This window comes from Corynebacterium silvaticum (assembly GCF_002162115.2).
GTDB classification, from domain to species: domain Bacteria; phylum Actinomycetota; class Actinomycetes; order Mycobacteriales; family Mycobacteriaceae; genus Corynebacterium; species Corynebacterium silvaticum.
The window spans coordinates 800,032-817,492 of the sequence record NZ_CP021417.2; the positions used below are offsets into that span (position 1 = coordinate 800,032).

The 17,461-nt window shown below is 55.9% G+C and carries 12 protein-coding genes, 1 tRNA gene and 2 pseudogenes; 7 read left to right on the top strand and 8 right to left on the bottom strand.

The features are described from left to right. Positions 1-18 precede the first annotated feature (18 nt). Positions 19-91: transfer RNA gene (locus tag CBE74_RS16260), tRNA-Arg, on the bottom strand. 183 nt (positions 92-274) lie between these two features. On the opposite strand from CBE74_RS16260, the gene CBE74_RS16265 reads away from it, so the two are divergent. Further along, positions 275-553, top strand: coding sequence for a cg0963 family protein (locus tag CBE74_RS16265; RefSeq protein WP_087453624.1), 279 nt, complete (start codon positions 275-277; stop codon positions 551-553). A gap of 6 nt (positions 554-559) precedes the next feature. Next, complete coding sequence (gene cobF / locus CBE74_RS16270) at positions 560-1,315, top strand: precorrin-6A synthase (deacetylating) (protein ID WP_087453625.1); 756 nt, start codon at positions 560-562, stop codon at positions 1,313-1,315. Here the strand turns inward: cobF and CBE74_RS16275 are convergent. From CBE74_RS16275 to CBE74_RS16290, 4 genes are all read right to left on the bottom strand, one after another. Next, a complete protein-coding gene (locus CBE74_RS16275) occupies positions 1,312-1,563 on the bottom strand; it encodes a mycoredoxin (RefSeq protein WP_013911060.1) in 252 nt (83 codons plus the stop codon). The genes cobF and CBE74_RS16275 overlap by 4 nt on opposite strands. 18 nt (positions 1,564-1,581) lie before the next feature. Continuing rightward, a complete protein-coding gene (locus CBE74_RS16280; protein WP_087453626.1) occupies positions 1,582-2,109 on the bottom strand; it encodes a dihydrofolate reductase in 528 nt (175 codons plus the stop codon). After that, the gene (locus tag CBE74_RS16285) at positions 2,109-2,909 is read right to left on the bottom strand and encodes a thymidylate synthase (protein WP_087453627.1); all 801 of its coding nucleotides are present in this window, start codon (positions 2,907-2,909) and stop codon (positions 2,109-2,111) included. The genes CBE74_RS16280 and CBE74_RS16285 overlap by 1 nt, the downstream gene beginning before the upstream one ends. Before the next feature lie 112 nt (positions 2,910-3,021). After that, positions 3,022-3,780: a 3'(2'),5'-bisphosphate nucleotidase CysQ gene (locus CBE74_RS16290; protein WP_087453628.1), complete on the bottom strand. Its 759-nt coding sequence runs from the start codon at positions 3,778-3,780 to the stop codon at positions 3,022-3,024. Positions 3,781-3,985: 205 nt separating this feature from the next. Between CBE74_RS16290 and CBE74_RS16295 the strand changes: the two are divergent. Continuing rightward, positions 3,986-8,978: pseudogene (locus CBE74_RS16295) on the top strand (ATP-dependent helicase). Positions 8,979-8,982: 4 nt separating this feature from the next. Here the strand turns inward: CBE74_RS16295 and CBE74_RS16300 are convergent. Further along, the gene (locus CBE74_RS16300; protein WP_087453629.1) at positions 8,983-9,612 is read right to left on the bottom strand and encodes a mismatch-specific DNA-glycosylase; all 630 of its coding nucleotides are present in this window, start codon (positions 9,610-9,612) and stop codon (positions 8,983-8,985) included. A 72-nt stretch (positions 9,613-9,684) separates the two neighbouring features. Here CBE74_RS16300 and CBE74_RS16305 point away from each other — a divergent pair. After that, positions 9,685-10,505: pseudogene (locus CBE74_RS16305) on the top strand (DNA-formamidopyrimidine glycosylase family protein). Between the two features lie 42 nt (positions 10,506-10,547). Then, a complete protein-coding gene (locus CBE74_RS16310; protein WP_087453630.1) occupies positions 10,548-10,961 on the top strand; it encodes a YccF domain-containing protein in 414 nt (137 codons plus the stop codon). Between the two features lie 65 nt (positions 10,962-11,026). Here CBE74_RS16310 and pgi read toward each other — a convergent pair whose 3' ends face one another. Continuing rightward, on the bottom strand, positions 11,027-12,670 hold the full coding sequence (gene pgi, locus CBE74_RS16315) for a glucose-6-phosphate isomerase (RefSeq protein ID WP_087453631.1): 1,644 nt from the start codon (positions 12,668-12,670) through the stop codon (positions 11,027-11,029). A 178-nt stretch (positions 12,671-12,848) separates the two neighbouring features. On the opposite strand from pgi, the gene CBE74_RS16320 reads away from it, so the two are divergent. Next, positions 12,849-14,336: an NAD-dependent succinate-semialdehyde dehydrogenase gene (locus tag CBE74_RS16320; RefSeq protein ID WP_087453632.1), complete on the top strand. Its 1,488-nt coding sequence runs from the start codon at positions 12,849-12,851 to the stop codon at positions 14,334-14,336. A gap of 37 nt (positions 14,337-14,373) precedes the next feature. On the opposite strand, the gene CBE74_RS16325 is transcribed toward CBE74_RS16320, so the two are convergent. Beyond that, positions 14,374-14,676 carry a chorismate mutase gene (locus CBE74_RS16325; protein ID WP_046095685.1) on the bottom strand — a complete coding sequence of 101 codons (303 nt, stop codon included), beginning with the start codon at positions 14,674-14,676 and terminating at the stop codon, positions 14,374-14,376. 353 nt (positions 14,677-15,029) lie between these two features. Between CBE74_RS16325 and pcrA the strand changes: the two genes are divergently transcribed. Beyond that, positions 15,030-17,399 carry a DNA helicase PcrA gene (gene pcrA / locus CBE74_RS16330; RefSeq protein ID WP_375167318.1) on the top strand — a complete coding sequence of 790 codons (2,370 nt, stop codon included), beginning with the start codon at positions 15,030-15,032 and terminating at the stop codon, positions 17,397-17,399. Positions 17,400-17,461: the final 62 nt, after the last annotated feature.

Genomic DNA, 17,461 nt, shown 5'->3' on the forward strand with positions numbered 1-17,461 from the left:
AGAAGAGGATTTTAAAAGTGCCCCAGAGAGGAATCGAACCTCCGACACCGGCTTTAGGAGAGCCGTGCTCTATCCACTGAGCTACTAGGGCGCAAAGGCATCGAGGGAAGATCGTGGAGATCTAAGAGCCTTCGGCAAAAAGAATACCGCACACTGCTAGGAAGTTAAGAATTGGCTGGTATTGGGAAGCGAAAAGCTTCCCGCAAGTGTGTTTTGCCCTCTATGCTGGAAGCAGTTGCTCGTTGAGAGATTCAAAAGTGTGGAGGAAAATGTCATGACTGACAAGCACCCTATTTTTCACGATGTTGAGCGTCGTGCCATTACCGCGACTGTGGTTGAGGAAAAAGGAACTGCCGTTCTTGCTCTCGATGAGACCGCAGAGGACGGAACCAGCCGTCGGATTTTAACGCTTAATAAGTTTGATGCAAAGCAGCTGTCTGCAGTGTGCGATCGTTACCTTCATCAGCAGCATTCCATCGATTATGCCAACGTGAACGCTCTTCTCACCGAGGTTGATCGCGCCGCTTTGTACGACGATGAAGACGACGAATAAACAACTGTGCGCACAATACTTGTTATAGGAATTGGCGCAGGTAGCCCCGAGTTTTTGACCTTGCAGGCAATCTCGGGGCTTCGTCGCGCTCAAGCGGTGGTCGCGCTTGATAAGGGGGAGACCAAATCGGATCTGCTGGCTTTACGCCAGGGGATTGTGGATGCGCATGTGCCAGGAACGCCGATTGTGGCGGTGACTGACCCGGAGCGGGATCGTGACCCCAAGGATTACGATGCAGAGGTATTGCGCTGGCATAAAGAGCGCGCGAACCTCCTTGCAGAGGCGATCCGGGGTGCCTCTTCGGAGGACGGGACCGTAGCGTTTCTTGTGTGGGGCGATCCCTCACTTTATGACTCCACGTTGCGGATCATCGATCATATGCAGAAGCTAGAGGACCTTGAGTGCTCTGTTGAGGTAATCCCCGGGATTACCGCTGTTCAGGTTCTTACTGCGGCGCATGGGATTCTGCTCAACCGCATCGGCGAGGCTATTCATATCACCACAGGGCGCAATCTTGCGTCTACGTCGGAAAAAGATCGTCGGAATTGTGTGGTCATGCTTGACGGCAAGTCGGCTTGGATGGATGTTGCCACCGAGCACACTTACATGTGGTGGGGCGCTTTCCTGGGCACGCCACAGCAGATCATCCGGGAAGGATACGTCAAAGAGATCGGCGCGCAGGTCGCTGATTTGAAGCGAACGCTTCGCGCCGAGCATGGGTGGATTATGGATACCTACTTGCTCCGTGAGCTTACGGATTAAGCGGTGAGTTCTTCCAGCTTGCGGCGAACGTCGGAGGCTGGAGGATTGGTGGCGGTGGTGCCGTCCGAGTACTTGACAGTGGGGACGATGCGGTTGCCGTTATTAACGGATTTGACCCATTCGGAGGCCTGGGCATCGGTCTCCACGTCGACAAGCGTAAACGGAGTGTTGGTGCGCTTGAGTGCACCGATGAGTCGCTGGCAGAAGGGGCACCAGTCGGCCGCGTAAATAGTTACGTGTTCTTTCATCCCACCATCATGACTGGTTCAGGGAGTGCGTCGCAACCTTTGGAATTTGTAGTGCAGCGGCTGTGGGGAAGTTACTGCTTGGTAGTCTTCGTTCACTTTTCCACTTATCGACGCCATCCACTCAGTTTCCGATACGATCTCAAACTCGGGGCCAAGCGCAGGGGCGGAAACCGCGGAGTTGCCGAGGACGTCGAGAAGCTCAATGCGCACGATGGTGCGTACTACTTCCTCCACCTTAGGTAGGGTTGCCGCATAAATTTGTCCGCCTCCCATGACCCACGCGTCTGGGACGTCGGGTAGCTTGCTCACCACGCAGGCACCGGCGCTCCACTGACCGGCTGCGGAGCGGGAAAGTACGTAGTTGTGGCGTCCCGGCAGCGGGCGAAAAGCCGGCGGCAGCGACTCCCACGTCTTGCGCCCCATGATGACTGGGCAGCCAAGCGTGGTTTTTTTAAAATGAGCGAGATCCTCGGGCAAATGCCAGGGCATATCGACCCCATTGCCGATGACTCCGTCGCAGGACTGCGCCCAAATCGCCCGCAGCATTAGACCGCGACCTCAGCGCGAATTGCTGGATGTGGGTCGTAGCCGATGACCTGGAAGTCAGCAAAGTCGTAGGAGAAGAGGTCCTTGGCCTTTGTTAGCTCTAACTGCGGATAGGGGCGAGGCTCACGGGCGAGCTGGGTCTCCACTTGTTCGAAGTGATTGTCATAGATATGGCAATCACCTCCGGTCCAGATGAACTCACCAACCTCTAGGCCTGCCTGCTGCGCAAACATATGCGTGAGCGCTGAGTAGGAAGCGATGTTGAAGGGCACGCCTAGGAACATGTCCGCGCTGCGCTGGTATAGCTGGCAGCTGAGCTTCCCATCTGCAACGTAGAGCTGGAACAACAGATGGCAAGGAGGCAGCGCCATATTCTCTAGCTCCGCGACGTTCCACGCTGAGACAATGTTGCGTCGGGAATCCGGATTGCGCTTGAGCATGTCTAAAGCGCCGCTGATCTGGTCAACATGGGTGCCATGAGGCGTAGGCCAGCTGCGCCACTGCACGCCATACACGGGACCTAGCTCGCCTTCTTCGGAGGCCCATTCGTCCCAAATATGGATGTTATTGTCTTGCAACCACTTGACGTTTGATGAGCCTTGCAGGAACCACAAGAGCTCGCCCACAACGCCTTTCCAATAAACCTTCTTTGTAGTGATCAGCGGAAAAGAATCGCTCAGATCAAAGCGCATCTGCTGTGCAAAAAGGCTCGTGGTTCCGGTGCCAGTGCGGTCATCCTTGTGAGATCCTTCAGAAAGAATTGTGCGCAGGAGGTCCTCGTAAGGTGTGGAGATCATGATGCCTGATCCTAGTCCACTTTAGTGGTGGCTTCCTAACTATTTCTCTGGATTAGTTGGGACAAGACACAAGAAAACCCACTCGAAAGTAACCCGAGTGGGAGGCGAAGGGCAACTAGTACGAGCCGTTTTCCTCGCGGAAGGCGGCTGCCATGGAGAGGATGTCGTCGGCAAGCTCGGGACGACAGACGAGGACATCCGGCAGGTAGGTGTCCTTGTTGTTATAGGTCAAGGGGGAGCCGTCGAGACGCGAGCAATGCAGTCCTGCAGCAAGGCTGACTCCAACGGGGGCCGCAGAGTCCCACTCGTACTGGCCACCAGCATGAATGTAGGCGTCGTAGTCGCCAAGAAGCACATGCATGGCTTTTGCGCCTGCAGAACCGAGCGGCTCGGCGGTGAAACCTAGTTTTTCAGCGACGTGGTTGGCTACAGCAGGAGGTCGGTTGTGCGAGACCGCGATCTTCTTGGCGTAGGGCCCGCGCACTGCACGAACCTCAGACGTGTGGAACACAACTCCCAAGTCGGGGAGGTTAACCGCAGCGTGGGTTGGTATGCCGTTTTCCACCAAAGCGATGTGCACAGCCCAGTCCTGACGTCCCGTAGCAAACTCCTTGGTTCCATCGAGCGGATCGATGATCCACACGCGATCTTTGCCTAGGCGTTCTGGGTTATCTGCGGCTTCTTCGGAAAGGAATCCATCATCGGGTCGGTGCTGTTCCAGCACACGCGCAATCCAGTTTTGTGCCAGATCGTCTCCTGCGTCACCCAGTTCACGTCCGCGCAAAAGGCCTACGTTTCTTACCCCTTTGAGGATTTCGCCCGTTCCCTGGGAAAGTCGCTTGGTTAGGGTCGCGTCGTCAAAGTGAGCAGTCATGACTCTAAAGTTTAGTGGAGTGCGGGCGTTTCGCACTACTAGAACACCAGCGTATTGGTTTTGTGAGTTTTTTCATTGCTTCTTGCCTCCTCTTGCCTACGTGCTCAAGAAAAATCATCCGCGGAACAACAGGGACAACAGGAACAACCGCACCATAATGACGCCGTCGTCTCCTCACACGGCTCATACGGTGTTAAATAAGGGCATGTCGTCGGATGAGCACCACGAGCAACCCCAGCCCCATCAACCGCAGACGCCTCGCGTTGCGGCCCATGCGGACGCTTCCTGCGAGCGCTCTGAGGAACACTCTCCGGTGCTGTCGCGTTTTAACCCCCAGGCAGCAACGTGGTTTGCAGAGGTCTTTGCGGCTCCGACACCTGCACAAAAAGGTGCGTGGGAAAAGATCTCAGCGGGCGGAAACACACTCATTGTTGCGCCAACTGGCTCTGGTAAAACACTCGCTGCGTTTTTATGGGCGATCAACGGTTTGACTGCGGCAGGTGGCCAAACCGTGGCTTTCCCCGCACCTCATAGGGGATCTTCAACGGACAAAGGCACGGGCCAAGGCGTCAAAGTGCTCTATATATCGCCGCTGAAGGCATTGGGGGTAGACGTAGAAAACAACCTCCGTGCCCCGCTTACCGGCATCAACCAGGTAGCTGCCCGGTTAGGGCTGGACTATTCCGACATCAGCGTGGCGGTTCGCTCCGGGGACACCCCGGCCGCCGAACGCGCCAGGCAGGTGAGAAGACCCCAGACATCCTGATTACCACCCCTGAGTCTGCGTACTTGATGCTGACGTCCAAAGCAGGAGCAATCCTGAAAAACGTTGAGACCGTCATCGTGGACGAGATCCATGCGGTGGCCGGAACAAAACGCGGAGCACACCTTTCTCTCACGTTAGAACGATTAGAACGCCTGGCAGGCCGCCCCATCCAGCGTGTGGGGCTATCAGCAACAGTGCGTCCGATTAACGCAGTAGCGCACTTTTTAGCGGGAGACCGCCCCGTAGACATCGTGGATCCACCCGCGGACAAGCAGTGGGATCTTACCGTCAGAGTGCCTGTTCCAGACATGAGCGATGTGTCCACGGCACAGCCTGGTTCCGCCATCGGGGAAGCCGTATACGACGACCCCCGCAGCCTCGGATCCGCGTTAGTGGAGACGGAACTCGTGCTAGAATCTTCCCTTCCTACGCAGGGATCGATATGGCCGTTTATTGAGGAACGCGTTTATCACGACGTGATGACGCATCACTCCACGCTAATTTTTGTGAATTCCAGGAGGACTGCGGAACGTCTCACCAGCCGGCTCAACGAGATTTACGCGCAAGAATACGACCCGGAATCGCCTTCCCCGCAACTTCGCAGAACACCCGCGCAACTCATGAAAGCCAGTGACGTGGCGGGCCTAGCGCCCATGACCATTGCGCGAGCACACCACGGGTCAGTCTCCAAAGACGAGCGAGCCTTGACCGAAAGGATGCTCAAAGAGGGCAGCCTCAAAGCCGTGGTAGCCACCAGTTCTCTTGAACTCGGCATCGACATGGGCGCTGTGGAACTTGTTGTCCAGGTGGAGTCCCCGCCCTCAGTTGCATCAGGGCTGCAACGAGTGGGGCGCGCAGGTCACATGGTGGGCGCTATTTCTGAAGGTGCTTTTTATCCAAAACACCGTGCCGACCTCATCCAAACGGCGGTGGTTGTGGGACGCATGGGTGAAGGCGCGATCGAGGAATTGAAGGTCCCTAGGAATGCACTTGATGTGCTGTTACAGCAGACCGTAGCCGCGGTATCCGTGGAAGACCTTGACGTAGAAGAATGGTATGCCACTGTTGTGCGTGCATATCCCTATCGGGATTTATCACGAGCGGTGTTCGACGCAGTCATCGATTTAGCAAGTGGAGTGTATCCGTCGACAGACTTCGCAGAGTTGAAACCGCGCGTGGTCTTTGATCGCATTACCGGCACGTTGACTGCGCGTCCCGGAGCCCAGCGGGTAGCGGTCACAAGTGGTGGAACTATCCCAGATCGAGGCATGTTTGGCGTCTTCTTAGCCGGCTCGACGGGGGCCGACTCTGCCCCTAGGCGAGTAGGAGAACTCGACGAGGAGATGGTGTACGAGTCGCGGGTGGGCGACGTGTTTACGCTGGGCGCTTCTAGCTGGAGGATCGAAGAGATTACGCGCGACCAAGTGTTGGTGATTCCCGCGCCGGGCCACACCGGGCGATTGCCTTTTTGGACAGGCGACCAAGCTGGACGTCCTGCGGAATTAGGCAAAGCGCTGGGGGAGTTTCGCCGTAGGATTGTGGGGCGTCGTCAAGCTTTAGCAGGCAGCGAACAAGATCGCAGTGACGATCTTTTAGAATTGGAAGAACTCGGGCTCGACACATATGCCCGCCAGAATCTTCTACAGTTTTTACGCGAGCAAGAGGAAGCCACGGGGATTGTTCCCGATGAAAAGACACTGGTGCTGGAGCGCTTTCGTGACGAGCTCGGAGACTGGAGAATCGTCTTGCACACTCCTTATGGCAGGGGAGTCAATGCTGCGTGGGCGCTTGCTGTAGGCGCGAGAATATCTGAGCGTACAGGCATGGATGCGCAGGCGGTGGCCTCCGATGACGGCATAGTCTTACGCCTCCCGGGATCCGACGAGGAACCTGGAGCCGATCTCTTTGTGATCGACGCGGATGACATTGAAGCAATAGTGGCCGAACAAATGGGAAACTCCGCGTTGTTTGCCTCCCGATTCCGAGAGTGCGCGGCTCGCGCTTTATTACTACCTCGACGTAACCCCGGTAAGCGTGCGCCTTTATGGCAGCAACGCCAGCGCGCCGCGCAGCTTCTCGACGTCGCCCGCAAATACCCACTTCCCCATTATTTTGGAGACCGTCCGAGAGTGCCTCCAGGATGTGTATGACCTGCCAGCTTTGGTTGAGCTCTTGCAAGAAATTCAGCAACGGCGGATACGAATCGCAGAGGTGACTACACCTCAACCCAGCCCATTCGCTTCCTCCATACTCTTTAACTACACGGGCGCCTTTATGTATGAGGGAGACAGCCCGCTCGCAGAAAAGCGTGCTGCTGCCTTGTCCTTAGACCCTGCGTTGCTTGCCAGCCTCCTAGGGACCGTGGAACTACGTGACCTTTTAGACCCAGAGATCATCGCGGAAGTGCATGACATCATGCAGCGTAAAGCCCCGCACCGTAGGGCGAGGACCGCAGAAGAACTCATTGATACTCTTCGTGTTGTAGGTCCCGTGCCAGTGGACGATCTTCCGGAGATTACTGCTCCCCCGATGACTCTGGAACAGGTCATGGCGCAGCTGCGTGGGCGAGTGATGGAAGTACGAATAACCGGAGTCGCGCACCTGGCGCAGACGCTGGATGCACCCCTGCTGCGAGACGCATTAGGAATACCAGTCCCACCGGGTGTTGCTGCGCAGGTGGAGACAATCACCGATGCGTTGGAACAAATAGTCTCGCGATGGGCGCGGGTGCGAGGGCCTTTTACCCTCATGGACGTGCAAGACTGCCTTGGGTTGGCCGCGGGGATCGCGCATGGGGTCGTCGAAAAGCTATGTACGCAATCCAAGCTCGTAGCAGGGCGTTTTAGGCAAGACAGCGATGCTCCGGAATATGTTGCCACGGAGGTTTTAAAAATCATCAGGGCCCGATCCCAGGCTGCGGTGAGGGAACAGACCCAACCGGTGAGTCATGCCACGTTCGGGCGTTTTCTCCCCGAATGGCAGCACGTTGCGCCAGTGGGAGAAACCCCGGAACTCTCTGGGCCGGACGGAGTATTTAACGTTGTAGAACAACTCGCGGGCGTGCGACTACCAGCTTCTGCGTGGGAGACATTGGTGTTGCCGCAACGGGTTCGAAACTACTCGCCGCTAGATCTTGACGAGCTCACGAATAATGGTGAGATTATCGTTGTTGGGGCAGGACGCGCCGGTGCACATGATCCGTGGGTGATGCTTCTTCCCACCGATTACGCGGCAGAGTTGATTCCCCACGCGGAGGCGGCGACGCTATCCGAGACTCAACACAAGGTCATGACGCTACTGTCTCGCGGTGGCGGGTTCCTTTTTGCCGATATTCACCGGGAAACTGTGGCAGATCTTGGAGTTTCCTCGGATCAGTCGTCTGCTGCGGAGCTTGGTGCCGCTTTATGGGAGCTTTTTGAGGCAGGGTTAGTCAGCCCGGATGGGTTTGCACCGATTCGGGCACGGCTTGCGGCGAATTCGGGAACAAAGACTGCGCATAGAGCCCAAAGACGCCCCAATCGCAGCCGACTACGCATGGGACGCACAAGCTTTGCACATGCCCATAGACCAGCTCAACCGCCGGATGCGGTGGGGCGCTGGTCCGCAACCATGGCAGCGGATGACAACGCCACAGCGAGGTCGGTTGTACACGGTGAGACGTGGCTGGACAGATATGGCGTGGTTACCCGCGGTGCCGTTGTATCAGAGGACGTTGTTGGCGGTTTTGCCCTTGCCTATAAGGTGCTCTCTGGCTTCGAGGAATCCGGAAAAGCGATGCGTGGCTACATCGTGGAAGGGCTGGGGGCCGCTCAGTTTTCCACGTCGGCGGTGATTGACTGGCTTCGCGGTCTATCCGACACCCCTGATGTAGCAGGCTGGCCTTCTGGCACCCGCTCGCCGAGCGCATATGTGCTTGCTGCGGCAGATCCCGCCAACCCCTATGGGGGCGGCGTTACCGTGGCCGGAGCCGGGGCCGACACGTGCGGCTGGTGCCATCGTTGTGCTTATCGACGGCCTCCTCGCCGCGCACCTTACGCGAGGTGGACGAAACCTCACGTTGTGTGCACCGCCCACAGGAATCGAACAGCAAGAGTTCTTAAGTATCGTCCTCGCCGCGCTTGCAGAGTCAGTGCTAGCGGGTAGGATTCAGCCGCTAGTCGTAGAAAAAATAAATGGAGTGGCGGTCTTGCGATCACCCGAATTAGAGCTGCTAAGAGAACTGGGTGCTGGCGTGACACCCAGTGGGTTACGAATATCAGGTGGCTTAAATAACCAGAGTCACACACGTAGAGGACGCAGCCTTGCAACCGCATTGGACGCATTAGACTCCTCGGATTCTGCAGGCATAGCAGGCTTAGGAGACTCACGGTCTGGGGAAGAGCACTATACAAAGCCTCCCCATCGTGGCTTTAGATCTGGCGGATACCGCTAGCAGCTTAGTTATGCGGCGGAGTGGTGGAATCCCATACCGCCCGCCATTGAGCTGCAAGCGAGTCAATTGTCTCATGGGCGTTAAGCCCGCTTGGTTGGGGCACAACCCACAAAGATACGTCCTTGGGCCATCCGTTAATTGTTGTCTCTGTATCTTGTAGACCTAGCACGGCTTTCTTCATCCCAAAAGCTGTACGAAAAGCAGTAATACCGGCCACGGCTACGGCTTGGGGGCGTAACTCACGCGCCAACTCGATGACGCGATGCGCGCCAGCTATTAGCTCGTCTTTTTCTAGTTCATCCGCGCGAGCAGTAGCGCGCGGGACCAGATTGGTCATAGCGATGCCGAGCTCATAAAGCATCTGCTCCTGGGCATCGCTCATGCCCTCGGATACCTCGAACGCTGGAGATACAATTCCGGCTTTGTCTAAGGAAGGCCAGAATCTATTGCCGGGATAGGCAAAAGGAGCATCGACTGCAGCAGTCCACAGACCTGGATTGACCCCGACGATCAGCAACCGAAGCTCGGTACCGGGAGGCGGGAACCTGTCCGATACCGGTTTGTCTTTAAAGTCGGCAAGCTCCGAGCGCTTAGGTCGACGACCACCAAGGGGAGAAGGATGCGCAGTACTCATGGTGTCCGTTGTACCTGATAACGATTTATACGGTTGACGCAGCGGTAGGCGCATCATGGCTACAATGCTGCTATGCCCGAAGGAGATTCCGTCTACCAGCTAGCCCGTCGGCTGAGTTTTATGGAAGGCCGAAAGGTTCTCGGAACCAGCATACGGGTGCCGCAGTATGCTCTTGCCACCTTTACCGGGAGCGTAGTGGAACGCGTGTGGCCCTATGGGAAGCACCTGTTTATGCAGATAGGGGAAGACATACTGCATACCCACCTGAAAATGGAGGGAACATGGGTGGTGTGTCTGAAAGGCGACCGGTGGACCAAACCCGCTCATACAGCTCGCGTGCAACTGCTGTTGGCTGGAGCACCGCATGAGCAGCCGATTGAGGTGGTGGGGTTTTCTCTGGGGTTTGTCCGCGTTTTCCCGTGTCCCATTATCCCGATGTCATCGCGCATCTGGGGCCTGATGTACTGGGAGCTGATTGGGAATCCACAGGGCACGACGAAGCTCGGCGACGGATACTCTCGGCTCCCTACCGTGCCATCGGGTTAGCTTTACTCGACCAAAGAAACCTGGCGGGAATAGGCAACGAATACCGGGCGGAAATCTGTTTTCTCTGCGGAGTACACCCCGCCACCCAGGTACGCGACACCGACGTGGACCGCATACTGACTATGGCACGCCGTCTTATGTGGGAGAATCGACTGTCCCCAGTTCGAGTCACAACAGGCATCAAACGTCCAGGGGAGACGACCTATGTGTTTGGGCGTAATCACAAGCCGTGCCGGCGATGCGGTACCCGAATTCTCCAGAGCACGCTTGTCGACGACCCCTCTTTAGAATTAGAGCGCATTATATGGTGGTGCCCTCACTGCCAGCCATTTTATCCTGAATCCTAAACGTCCAAGCGCTCTCATTCAGAATTGATTAAGGTGGGGGCTATGCGGCTTATACTTAATCTTCTCTGGCTTATTACTGGTGGTATCTGGTTGGCTCTCGGATACATACTCTTTGGCGCCATCGCGTGTATTTTCATCGTGACGATCCCCGCAGGCATCGCTAGCTTCCGAATGGCTGAGTATGCACTGTGGCCATTTGGTAGGACTGTGGTTCAATCCACGAGCAGCTACAATCCCCTCGCCGGCGTGAGTAATGTGATTTGGTTCCTCGTCGCGGGTCTCTGGCTCGCGCTAGGGCATTTGACCACTGCCGTGGGGCAAGCGCTCACCATCATCGGCATTCCGCTTGCCATCGCGAATATCAAGATGATCCCTGTTACCTGTTTCCCCTTTGGCAAGAAGATCGTCGATAGCGACGCGATTCCCTTTGGCTACGAGCCCATGGTGAAGATGTAAAAGAACCTCGCAAGCCCTGCACACTGCGTGTGAGCAAGCAGTGTGCAGGGCTTAGCTATGTCGTATTAATTGCGGTGAGCGCGGTACCAGCCGATGAGCTCGTCGGTAGAGGAATCTCCCGACTGTATGTCGCTAGCTCCGGCTACTGCTGGCGCAAGGTCATTGGCTTGCTGTTTGCCCAGCTCCACGCCCCACTGATCAAAAGAGTTGATATCCCAGATCACGCCTTGGACAAAGACGATGTGCTCGTACAAAGCGATAAGAGCACCGAGAACCGCCGGGGTGAGCTCTTCTGCCAGGATCGTTGTTGTGGGGCGATTACCTGGCATGACTTTGTGGGCGACGAGTTCTGCCGGAACGCCCTCGGCTGCAATTTCTTCGGCAGTCTTGCCAAAGGCCAGGACCTTGGTTTGAGCAAAGAAGTTGCTCATCAGCAGGTCATGCATGTAGCCTTCGCCGGTTGCCGTGGGAAGATCTTGCTTGGGGCGGGCAAAACCGATGAAGTCGGCGGGAACGAGCTTGGTTCCCTGGTGAATAAGCTGGAAGAACGCATGCTGGCCGTTAGTGCCTGGCTCTCCCCAGTAGATCTCTCCGGTCTCGGTAGAAACTGGAGAACCATCGCGGCGGACAGACTTACCGTTGGACTCCATCGTGAGCTGCTGTAGGTATGCCGGGAACCGGCCGAGATCCTGAGAATAGGGGAGCACAGCGTGGGTTTCTGCGCCAAAGAAATCGTTGTAGAAAATTCCGAGCAGACCCATGAGCACTGGAATATTCTCGTGGAAGTCTGCAGTGCGGAAATGCTCGTCCATAGCGTGGAAGCCTTCGAGGAAGCGCATGAAATCCATGGGGCCGATCACAGCCATGAGGGACAACCCGATGGCGGAGTCGACGGAGTAACGACCGCCCACCCAGTTCCAGAAGCCGAGCATGTTCTTGGCGTCAATGCCAAACTCGGCAACCTTTTCCGCATTCGTAGACACAGCAACAAAGTGCTTTGCCACTGCCGATTGGTCACCGCCGGCGGCTTCAAGCAGCCAACGTTTTGCAGCATGGGCGTTGGCTAGGGTCTCTTGGGTGGTGAAGGTCTTTGAGGCGACGATGAACAGGGTGGACTCTGGGTTGCATTCATCAAGAACTGAATGCATATCTGCAGGGTCTACGTTGGAGACAAACTTGGCGGAGATTCCTGCTGTTGCGTAAGTACGCAGGGCTTTGGTCGCCATGGCCGGACCCAAATCCGAGCCGCCGATGCCGATATTTACTACCGTCTTGATCGTGTGGTTGCTATAGCCGCGCCATGCGCCACTGCGCAGTGCTGTCGCAAGATCGCGCATGCGGCCCAGCACCTCGTAGACGTCGGCTGCCACGTCTTGGTCGTCGACAACTAAATCGGCCTCGACAGGAATCCTCAGCGCAGTATGGAGGACTGCTCGGTCTTCCGTGTTGTTTATGTGCTCTCCAGAGAACATGGCTTTAATGCGCTCGTGCAGATGCGCAGCCTTGGCGGTTTTTACAAATGCCTCGACGGTGTTGTCGTCTAGGAAGTTTTTGGAAAGGTCAACATGCAAACCGGCGGCGTCGAAGCTAAATTTCCGTGCACGGTCTGCGTCGGCAGCAAAAAGCTCTCGCAGCGACGTGGAAGCCGCTGTTTTATGGCATTGGGAAAGCTCGGTCCACTCTGGGGTAGCGGTGATATCGAAGGACATGGTTTGCTCCGTTCTTTTGGCTTTATACGAGACCGTGACCGAGTGGGCAGTAATCTGTGCCCGCTCGGAAAGTTACACACACTCAACGGTATCTAAACTACCCCGAACATGTCTTCTGCCTTAGGGCAGCGTTGGTCACATCATGGCGAGAACGTCTGAACGAGCGCATAGTGGAGGCATGAGTGATGGTTCAAAAGAGAAAAAGACTATGCAGATGACGCTGCCAGAGGGCGTACCCACGCAGCTCTTTCTCGGCGGCGAGTTCACCGATGGGCACGAAGGCAAAACCTTTGAGGTCCTCAATCCGTCCGATGGAAGCATCTTGGCGCGGGTGGCGTCGGCAAGCAAACACGATGCGGAGGCAGCCCTGGATAAAGCAGCAGCGGCGCAACCGCTGTGGGCCGCAACCTCGGCGCGCGAACGCTCAGACATCTTGTGGAACGCCTACAAAGCCCTCCTGGACAATTCGGAAAAACTAGCTGTGATTCAATCGCTGGAGCTAGGCCGTGCATTGCCTGACTCTCGCGCGGAGGTCACGTACGCTGCGGAGTTTTTCCGATGGTTCGCAGAGGAAGCTGTGAGGGTACGCGGAGATTATCGGCATAATCCCACGGGAAATGCCCGATTGATTGTGCATCAACAACCGGTGGGTGTGTCTTTGGCAATCACGCCGTGGAATTTCCCCTTGGCAATGGGAACCCGCAAGCTGGGATCCGCGTTGGCAGCCGGATGCACAATGATTCTCAAGCCCGCGTCTAAGACTCCTTTGACCATGCTGTATCTTGCGCACCTCCTCAAAGAAGCAGGGCTGCCGGAGGGCGTGGTCTCTGTCTTGCCTACAGCGGATTCTTCGGTGATCTCAGATATGTTGGACGATCCGCGGGTGCGCAAGCTCACATTCACAGGCTCGACTGAGGTCGGACAAAAACTCGCGGCACGCGCTGCTCGGCACTCCATGAAAGTATCCCTGGAGCTTGGCGGAAATGCGCCGTATGTGGTGCTGGCAGATGCAGACGTTACTGTTGCTGCTCAAGCGGTAGCGACGGCTAAGATGCGCGGTGCTGGGCAAGTATGCATCGCTGCCAACAGGTTCCTGGTGCATGAGTCGATTAAAGACGAGTTCCTGCACCGAGTTGTTGACATCATGAAGTCCTTTACCCAAGGGCCCGCAACACAAGAAGGCGTGGATTTTGGTGCTCTTTCCGGCGCAGATCAGCTAGAAAAGGTCACGATGCTTGTCGACGACGCCCTCGCCCACGGCGCCACTCGGGTCCTAGGGGACTCACTGCCGACAGGGCTCCCGGAGGATGGCTTCTACTATCCAGCGACGGTGCTAGATAATATTCCTCCGGACGCTCGTATCGCCCATGAAGAAATATTTGGCCCTGTGGTTGCCGTCTCCACGTTCCAGGATGATGAAGAAGCCATAGCGATGGCCAACGACACTCCCTTCGGGCTAGCCGCATACGTATTCAGCGAACAGATAACGCATGCGTTGAGTATCGCTGAGCGCATTGAAGCCGGCATGGTGGGCGTTAACAAAGGCGGGATCTCAGACCCATCAGCGCCCTTTGGCGGAGTCAAAGAATCCGGTATAGGAAGAGAAGGCGGTTTTGAAGGAATCCACGAATTCCTTGAGCCAAAGTTAATTGCCCTGCCGCTTTAACCTCGTAGTAATGACTCCAGCGTGCTCCTGCTCAGGCCTAGCCGAGTCTGCCTCGGCCGAGCCTGAGCAGGATAGCGGCGAGAGCTGGCCCTTCCTCGCCGATTTCCTCACGGAATTGGTTAATGATGGCTACCTCCCTGGTATGCACAAGCCGGGTGCCTCCAGAACCCATGCGGGTCTTTCCGATAGCTCGGGAGATTTCTGTGCGGCGTTTAACCGCTGCAAGAATCTCTTTGTCTAAGCGATCGATCTCCGTGCGATATTGCTGGATTTCCGCATCAGAAAGGGGATCGTCGGTGCCCGTGGGGGTTCGTACCTTAAAGTTTTTCTCAGAATTCATGGAGATATTGTGCCACGGATGCGCGTACTGGGGATAGAAAAACCAGAGAAAAACAAGAAAAGGATGATTTTCCCTGCTAGCAACTCCGAAAACAGTCACCTCAGTGGCGATGTCACAGCAACGTTGTAGGTTTGATAGCGATGAATAACTCGGACAATTTTCCTACCCAACAAGGTTTTGACTTCGGCGATTGGGCCGGTGAGCGGGCCACCGCCACAAAGACACCAGCTGAGCCTTCTCCGTTTAGTGCTCAAGCCCAGAGTCCTGCAACAGGCCAGACCCCGGCTCACGTAACGGACAAGCCTGCTGCTGGTGTGCCTGCCACCAGTGTGCCTACGACCACCGTGCCTGCGATGGCTGATGGCCTCGTACAGGGGCTTAATCCGCAGCAACAGCAAGCAGTAGAGCACAGCGGCTCACCGCTTCTTATCGTGGCTGGTGCGGGTTCTGGCAAGACGGCAGTGCTCACACGCCGTATTGCTTATCTCATGTGCATACGGGGTGTGCAGCCAGGGCAGATCCTAGCTATCACATTTACCAATAAAGCTGCGGCCGAGATGCGAGAGCGCGTGGCTCACCTTGTGGGGCCAATCGCCAGCAGAATGTGGGTGTCTACCTTCCACTCCACCTGCGTGCGCATCTTGCGGGAACAAGCCCAGCTGGTCGCTGGATTAAACACCAACTTCACTATCTATGACTCGGATGATTCAAAGCGTTTGCTTGCGATGATTTCTAAGGACATGAACTTAGACATCAAAAAGTTCACGCCGCGGTTGTTAGGGGCGGGAATCTCCAACCTCAAAAATGAGCTGATTTCTCCCGACACCGCAGTCGCAGAAGCTGAAAGTACAAAGAACCCGTATGAGACGACGGTAGCTGCCGTATACGTCGAGTATCAACGACGTTTAAGGCAAGCAAATGCCGTCGATTTTGATGACCTCATTGGAGAAACAGTCCGTATTTTCCAAGAACACCCACAGGTGACCGAGTACTACAGACGCAGATTCCGCCATGTGCTTATCGACGAATACCAGGACACCAACCACGCGCAATACGCGCTCATTCATGAGCTGGTAGGAAAAGGCCCAACAGCCAGCGAACTCTGCGTTGTTGGCGACTCAGATCAGTCCATTTACGCCTTCCGCGGCGCGACTATCCGCAATATTGAGGAATTTGAGCGGGATTATCCCGATGCCACGACCGTCCTCTTGGAACAGAACTACCGGTCGACGCAGACGATTCTTAATGCAGCTAACTCGGTGATCTCCCAAAACGAGAACCGAAGAAAAAAGAAACTGTGGACAGCACTAGGCAGCGGAGAACCCATCGCTGGGTATGTTGCAGATAACGAGCATGATGAGGCTCGTTTTATTGCCCAAGAAATAGACGCGCTCGCGGATAAAGGCGTGGATTACAGCGACATGGCCATCATGTATCGCACAAATAACTCATCTCGCGCAGTGGAAGACGTATTTATGCGTTCTGGTATTCCCTATAAAATCGTGGGAGGAACCCGCTTCTACGAGCGCAAGGAGATTCGGGACGTCATCGCCTATCTCCGGTTGTTGGATAACCCGGAAGACACAGTTTCTCTCCGCAGGATTATCAACACTCCGCGCCGGGGCATCGGCGACAAAGCCGTAGCGTTTCTCACTCTGCATTCAGAGAACCAGGGAGTGAGCTTCCAACAAGCGCTTATCGACGCCGCCGCAGGGCAGGTGAGCCTTTTAGGAGCACGCGGGCGCAACGCGATTTCCGGGTTCGTGGACATGATGGCTGGGTTGCGGGCTGGCGCCGCCGAATCCGTCAACGAGATCACCGGGATGCCGGATATTGGCGATGTGATTTCTCAAATACTTGATATCACGGGATATAAAGCGGAGCTGGAAAAGAGCAACGACCCACAAGACGGCGCACGGTTGGACAACCTTAACGAGCTTGTCTCCGTTGCACGAGAATTTTCCTCGGAAGCAGCTAACCAGGTGGCCTATGCCAAGATGGACAGCGGCGAACTTGAGGACCTAGGGGGCCAAGGTGAACCAGAACCTGGTAGTTTGCAGGCTTTCCTAGAGCGAGTCTCCCTTGTAGCTGATGCCGACCAAATTCCTGATAATGAGCAGGGCCTGGTCACCCTTATGACTCTGCATACAGCCAAGGGACTGGAGTTTCCGGTGGTCTTCCTCATGGGATGGGAAGATGGCCAATTTCCGCATCTGCGTGCGCTTGGGGACCCCAAAGAGCTCGCGGAGGAACGCCGGCTCGCCTATGTGGGAATAACGCGAGCGCGCAAGACCCTCTACATCACCCGGGCTATGCTGCGTTCTTCTTGGGGAAATCCCGTAACTAACCCGGCATCAAGGTTCCTTACGGAAATCCCCGAGGAGCTTCTCGACTGGCGGCGCGAAGAACCAGAAAGCTCTTTCGACTCATGGGGACAGCCTTCCTGGGGAAGGAACACAGGTTTTGGTTCTTCACGCGGCGACTCGTGGGGATCACCGCGTTATGGCGCTACCCCGAAGCCTAAGAAAACAATGCCAAGCTATACAAAGAACAGTGATCTTTCGTTGGTTGTTGGAGACCGGGTGAATCACGATAAATATGGCCTGGGCACCGTGACCAAGGTGGATAAAGGTAGCCCGGCGGATTCCGTAACTATTGATTTTGGTTCTTCCGGAACCGTACGGCTTATGCTGATCGGCTCAGTACCGATGGAAAAGCTGTAAAGATTAATAAAACGCCAGCCTCTGAAGTTCCAGTGGCTGGCGTTTTATAGGTCTTGGGGGCA

Excerpts from the sequence above, each read along its gene's own strand:
- CBE74_RS16265 (WP_087453624.1), top strand. The coding sequence starts at position 275 with ATGACTGACAAGCACCCTATTTTTCACGATGTTGAGCGTCGTGCCATT.
- CBE74_RS16275 (WP_013911060.1), bottom strand. The coding sequence starts at position 1,563 with ATGAAAGAACACGTAACTATTTACGCGGCCGACTGGTGCCCCTTCTGC.
- CBE74_RS16280 (WP_087453626.1), bottom strand. The coding sequence starts at position 2,109 with ATGCTGCGGGCGATTTGGGCGCAGTCCTGCGACGGAGTCATCGGCAAT.
- CBE74_RS16290 (WP_087453628.1), bottom strand. The coding sequence starts at position 3,780 with ATGACTGCTCACTTTGACGACGCGACCCTAACCAAGCGACTTTCCCAG.
- CBE74_RS16300 (WP_087453629.1), bottom strand. The coding sequence starts at position 9,612 with ATGAGTACTGCGCATCCTTCTCCCCTTGGTGGTCGTCGACCTAAGCGC.
- CBE74_RS16310 (WP_087453630.1), top strand. The coding sequence starts at position 10,548 with ATGCGGCTTATACTTAATCTTCTCTGGCTTATTACTGGTGGTATCTGG.
- pgi (WP_087453631.1), bottom strand. The coding sequence starts at position 12,670 with ATGTCCTTCGATATCACCGCTACCCCAGAGTGGACCGAGCTTTCCCAA.
- CBE74_RS16320 (WP_087453632.1), top strand. The coding sequence starts at position 12,849 with ATGAGTGATGGTTCAAAAGAGAAAAAGACTATGCAGATGACGCTGCCA.
- CBE74_RS16325 (WP_046095685.1), bottom strand. The coding sequence starts at position 14,676 with ATGAATTCTGAGAAAAACTTTAAGGTACGAACCCCCACGGGCACCGAC.
- pcrA (WP_375167318.1), top strand. The coding sequence starts at position 15,030 with ATGGCTGATGGCCTCGTACAGGGGCTTAATCCGCAGCAACAGCAAGCA.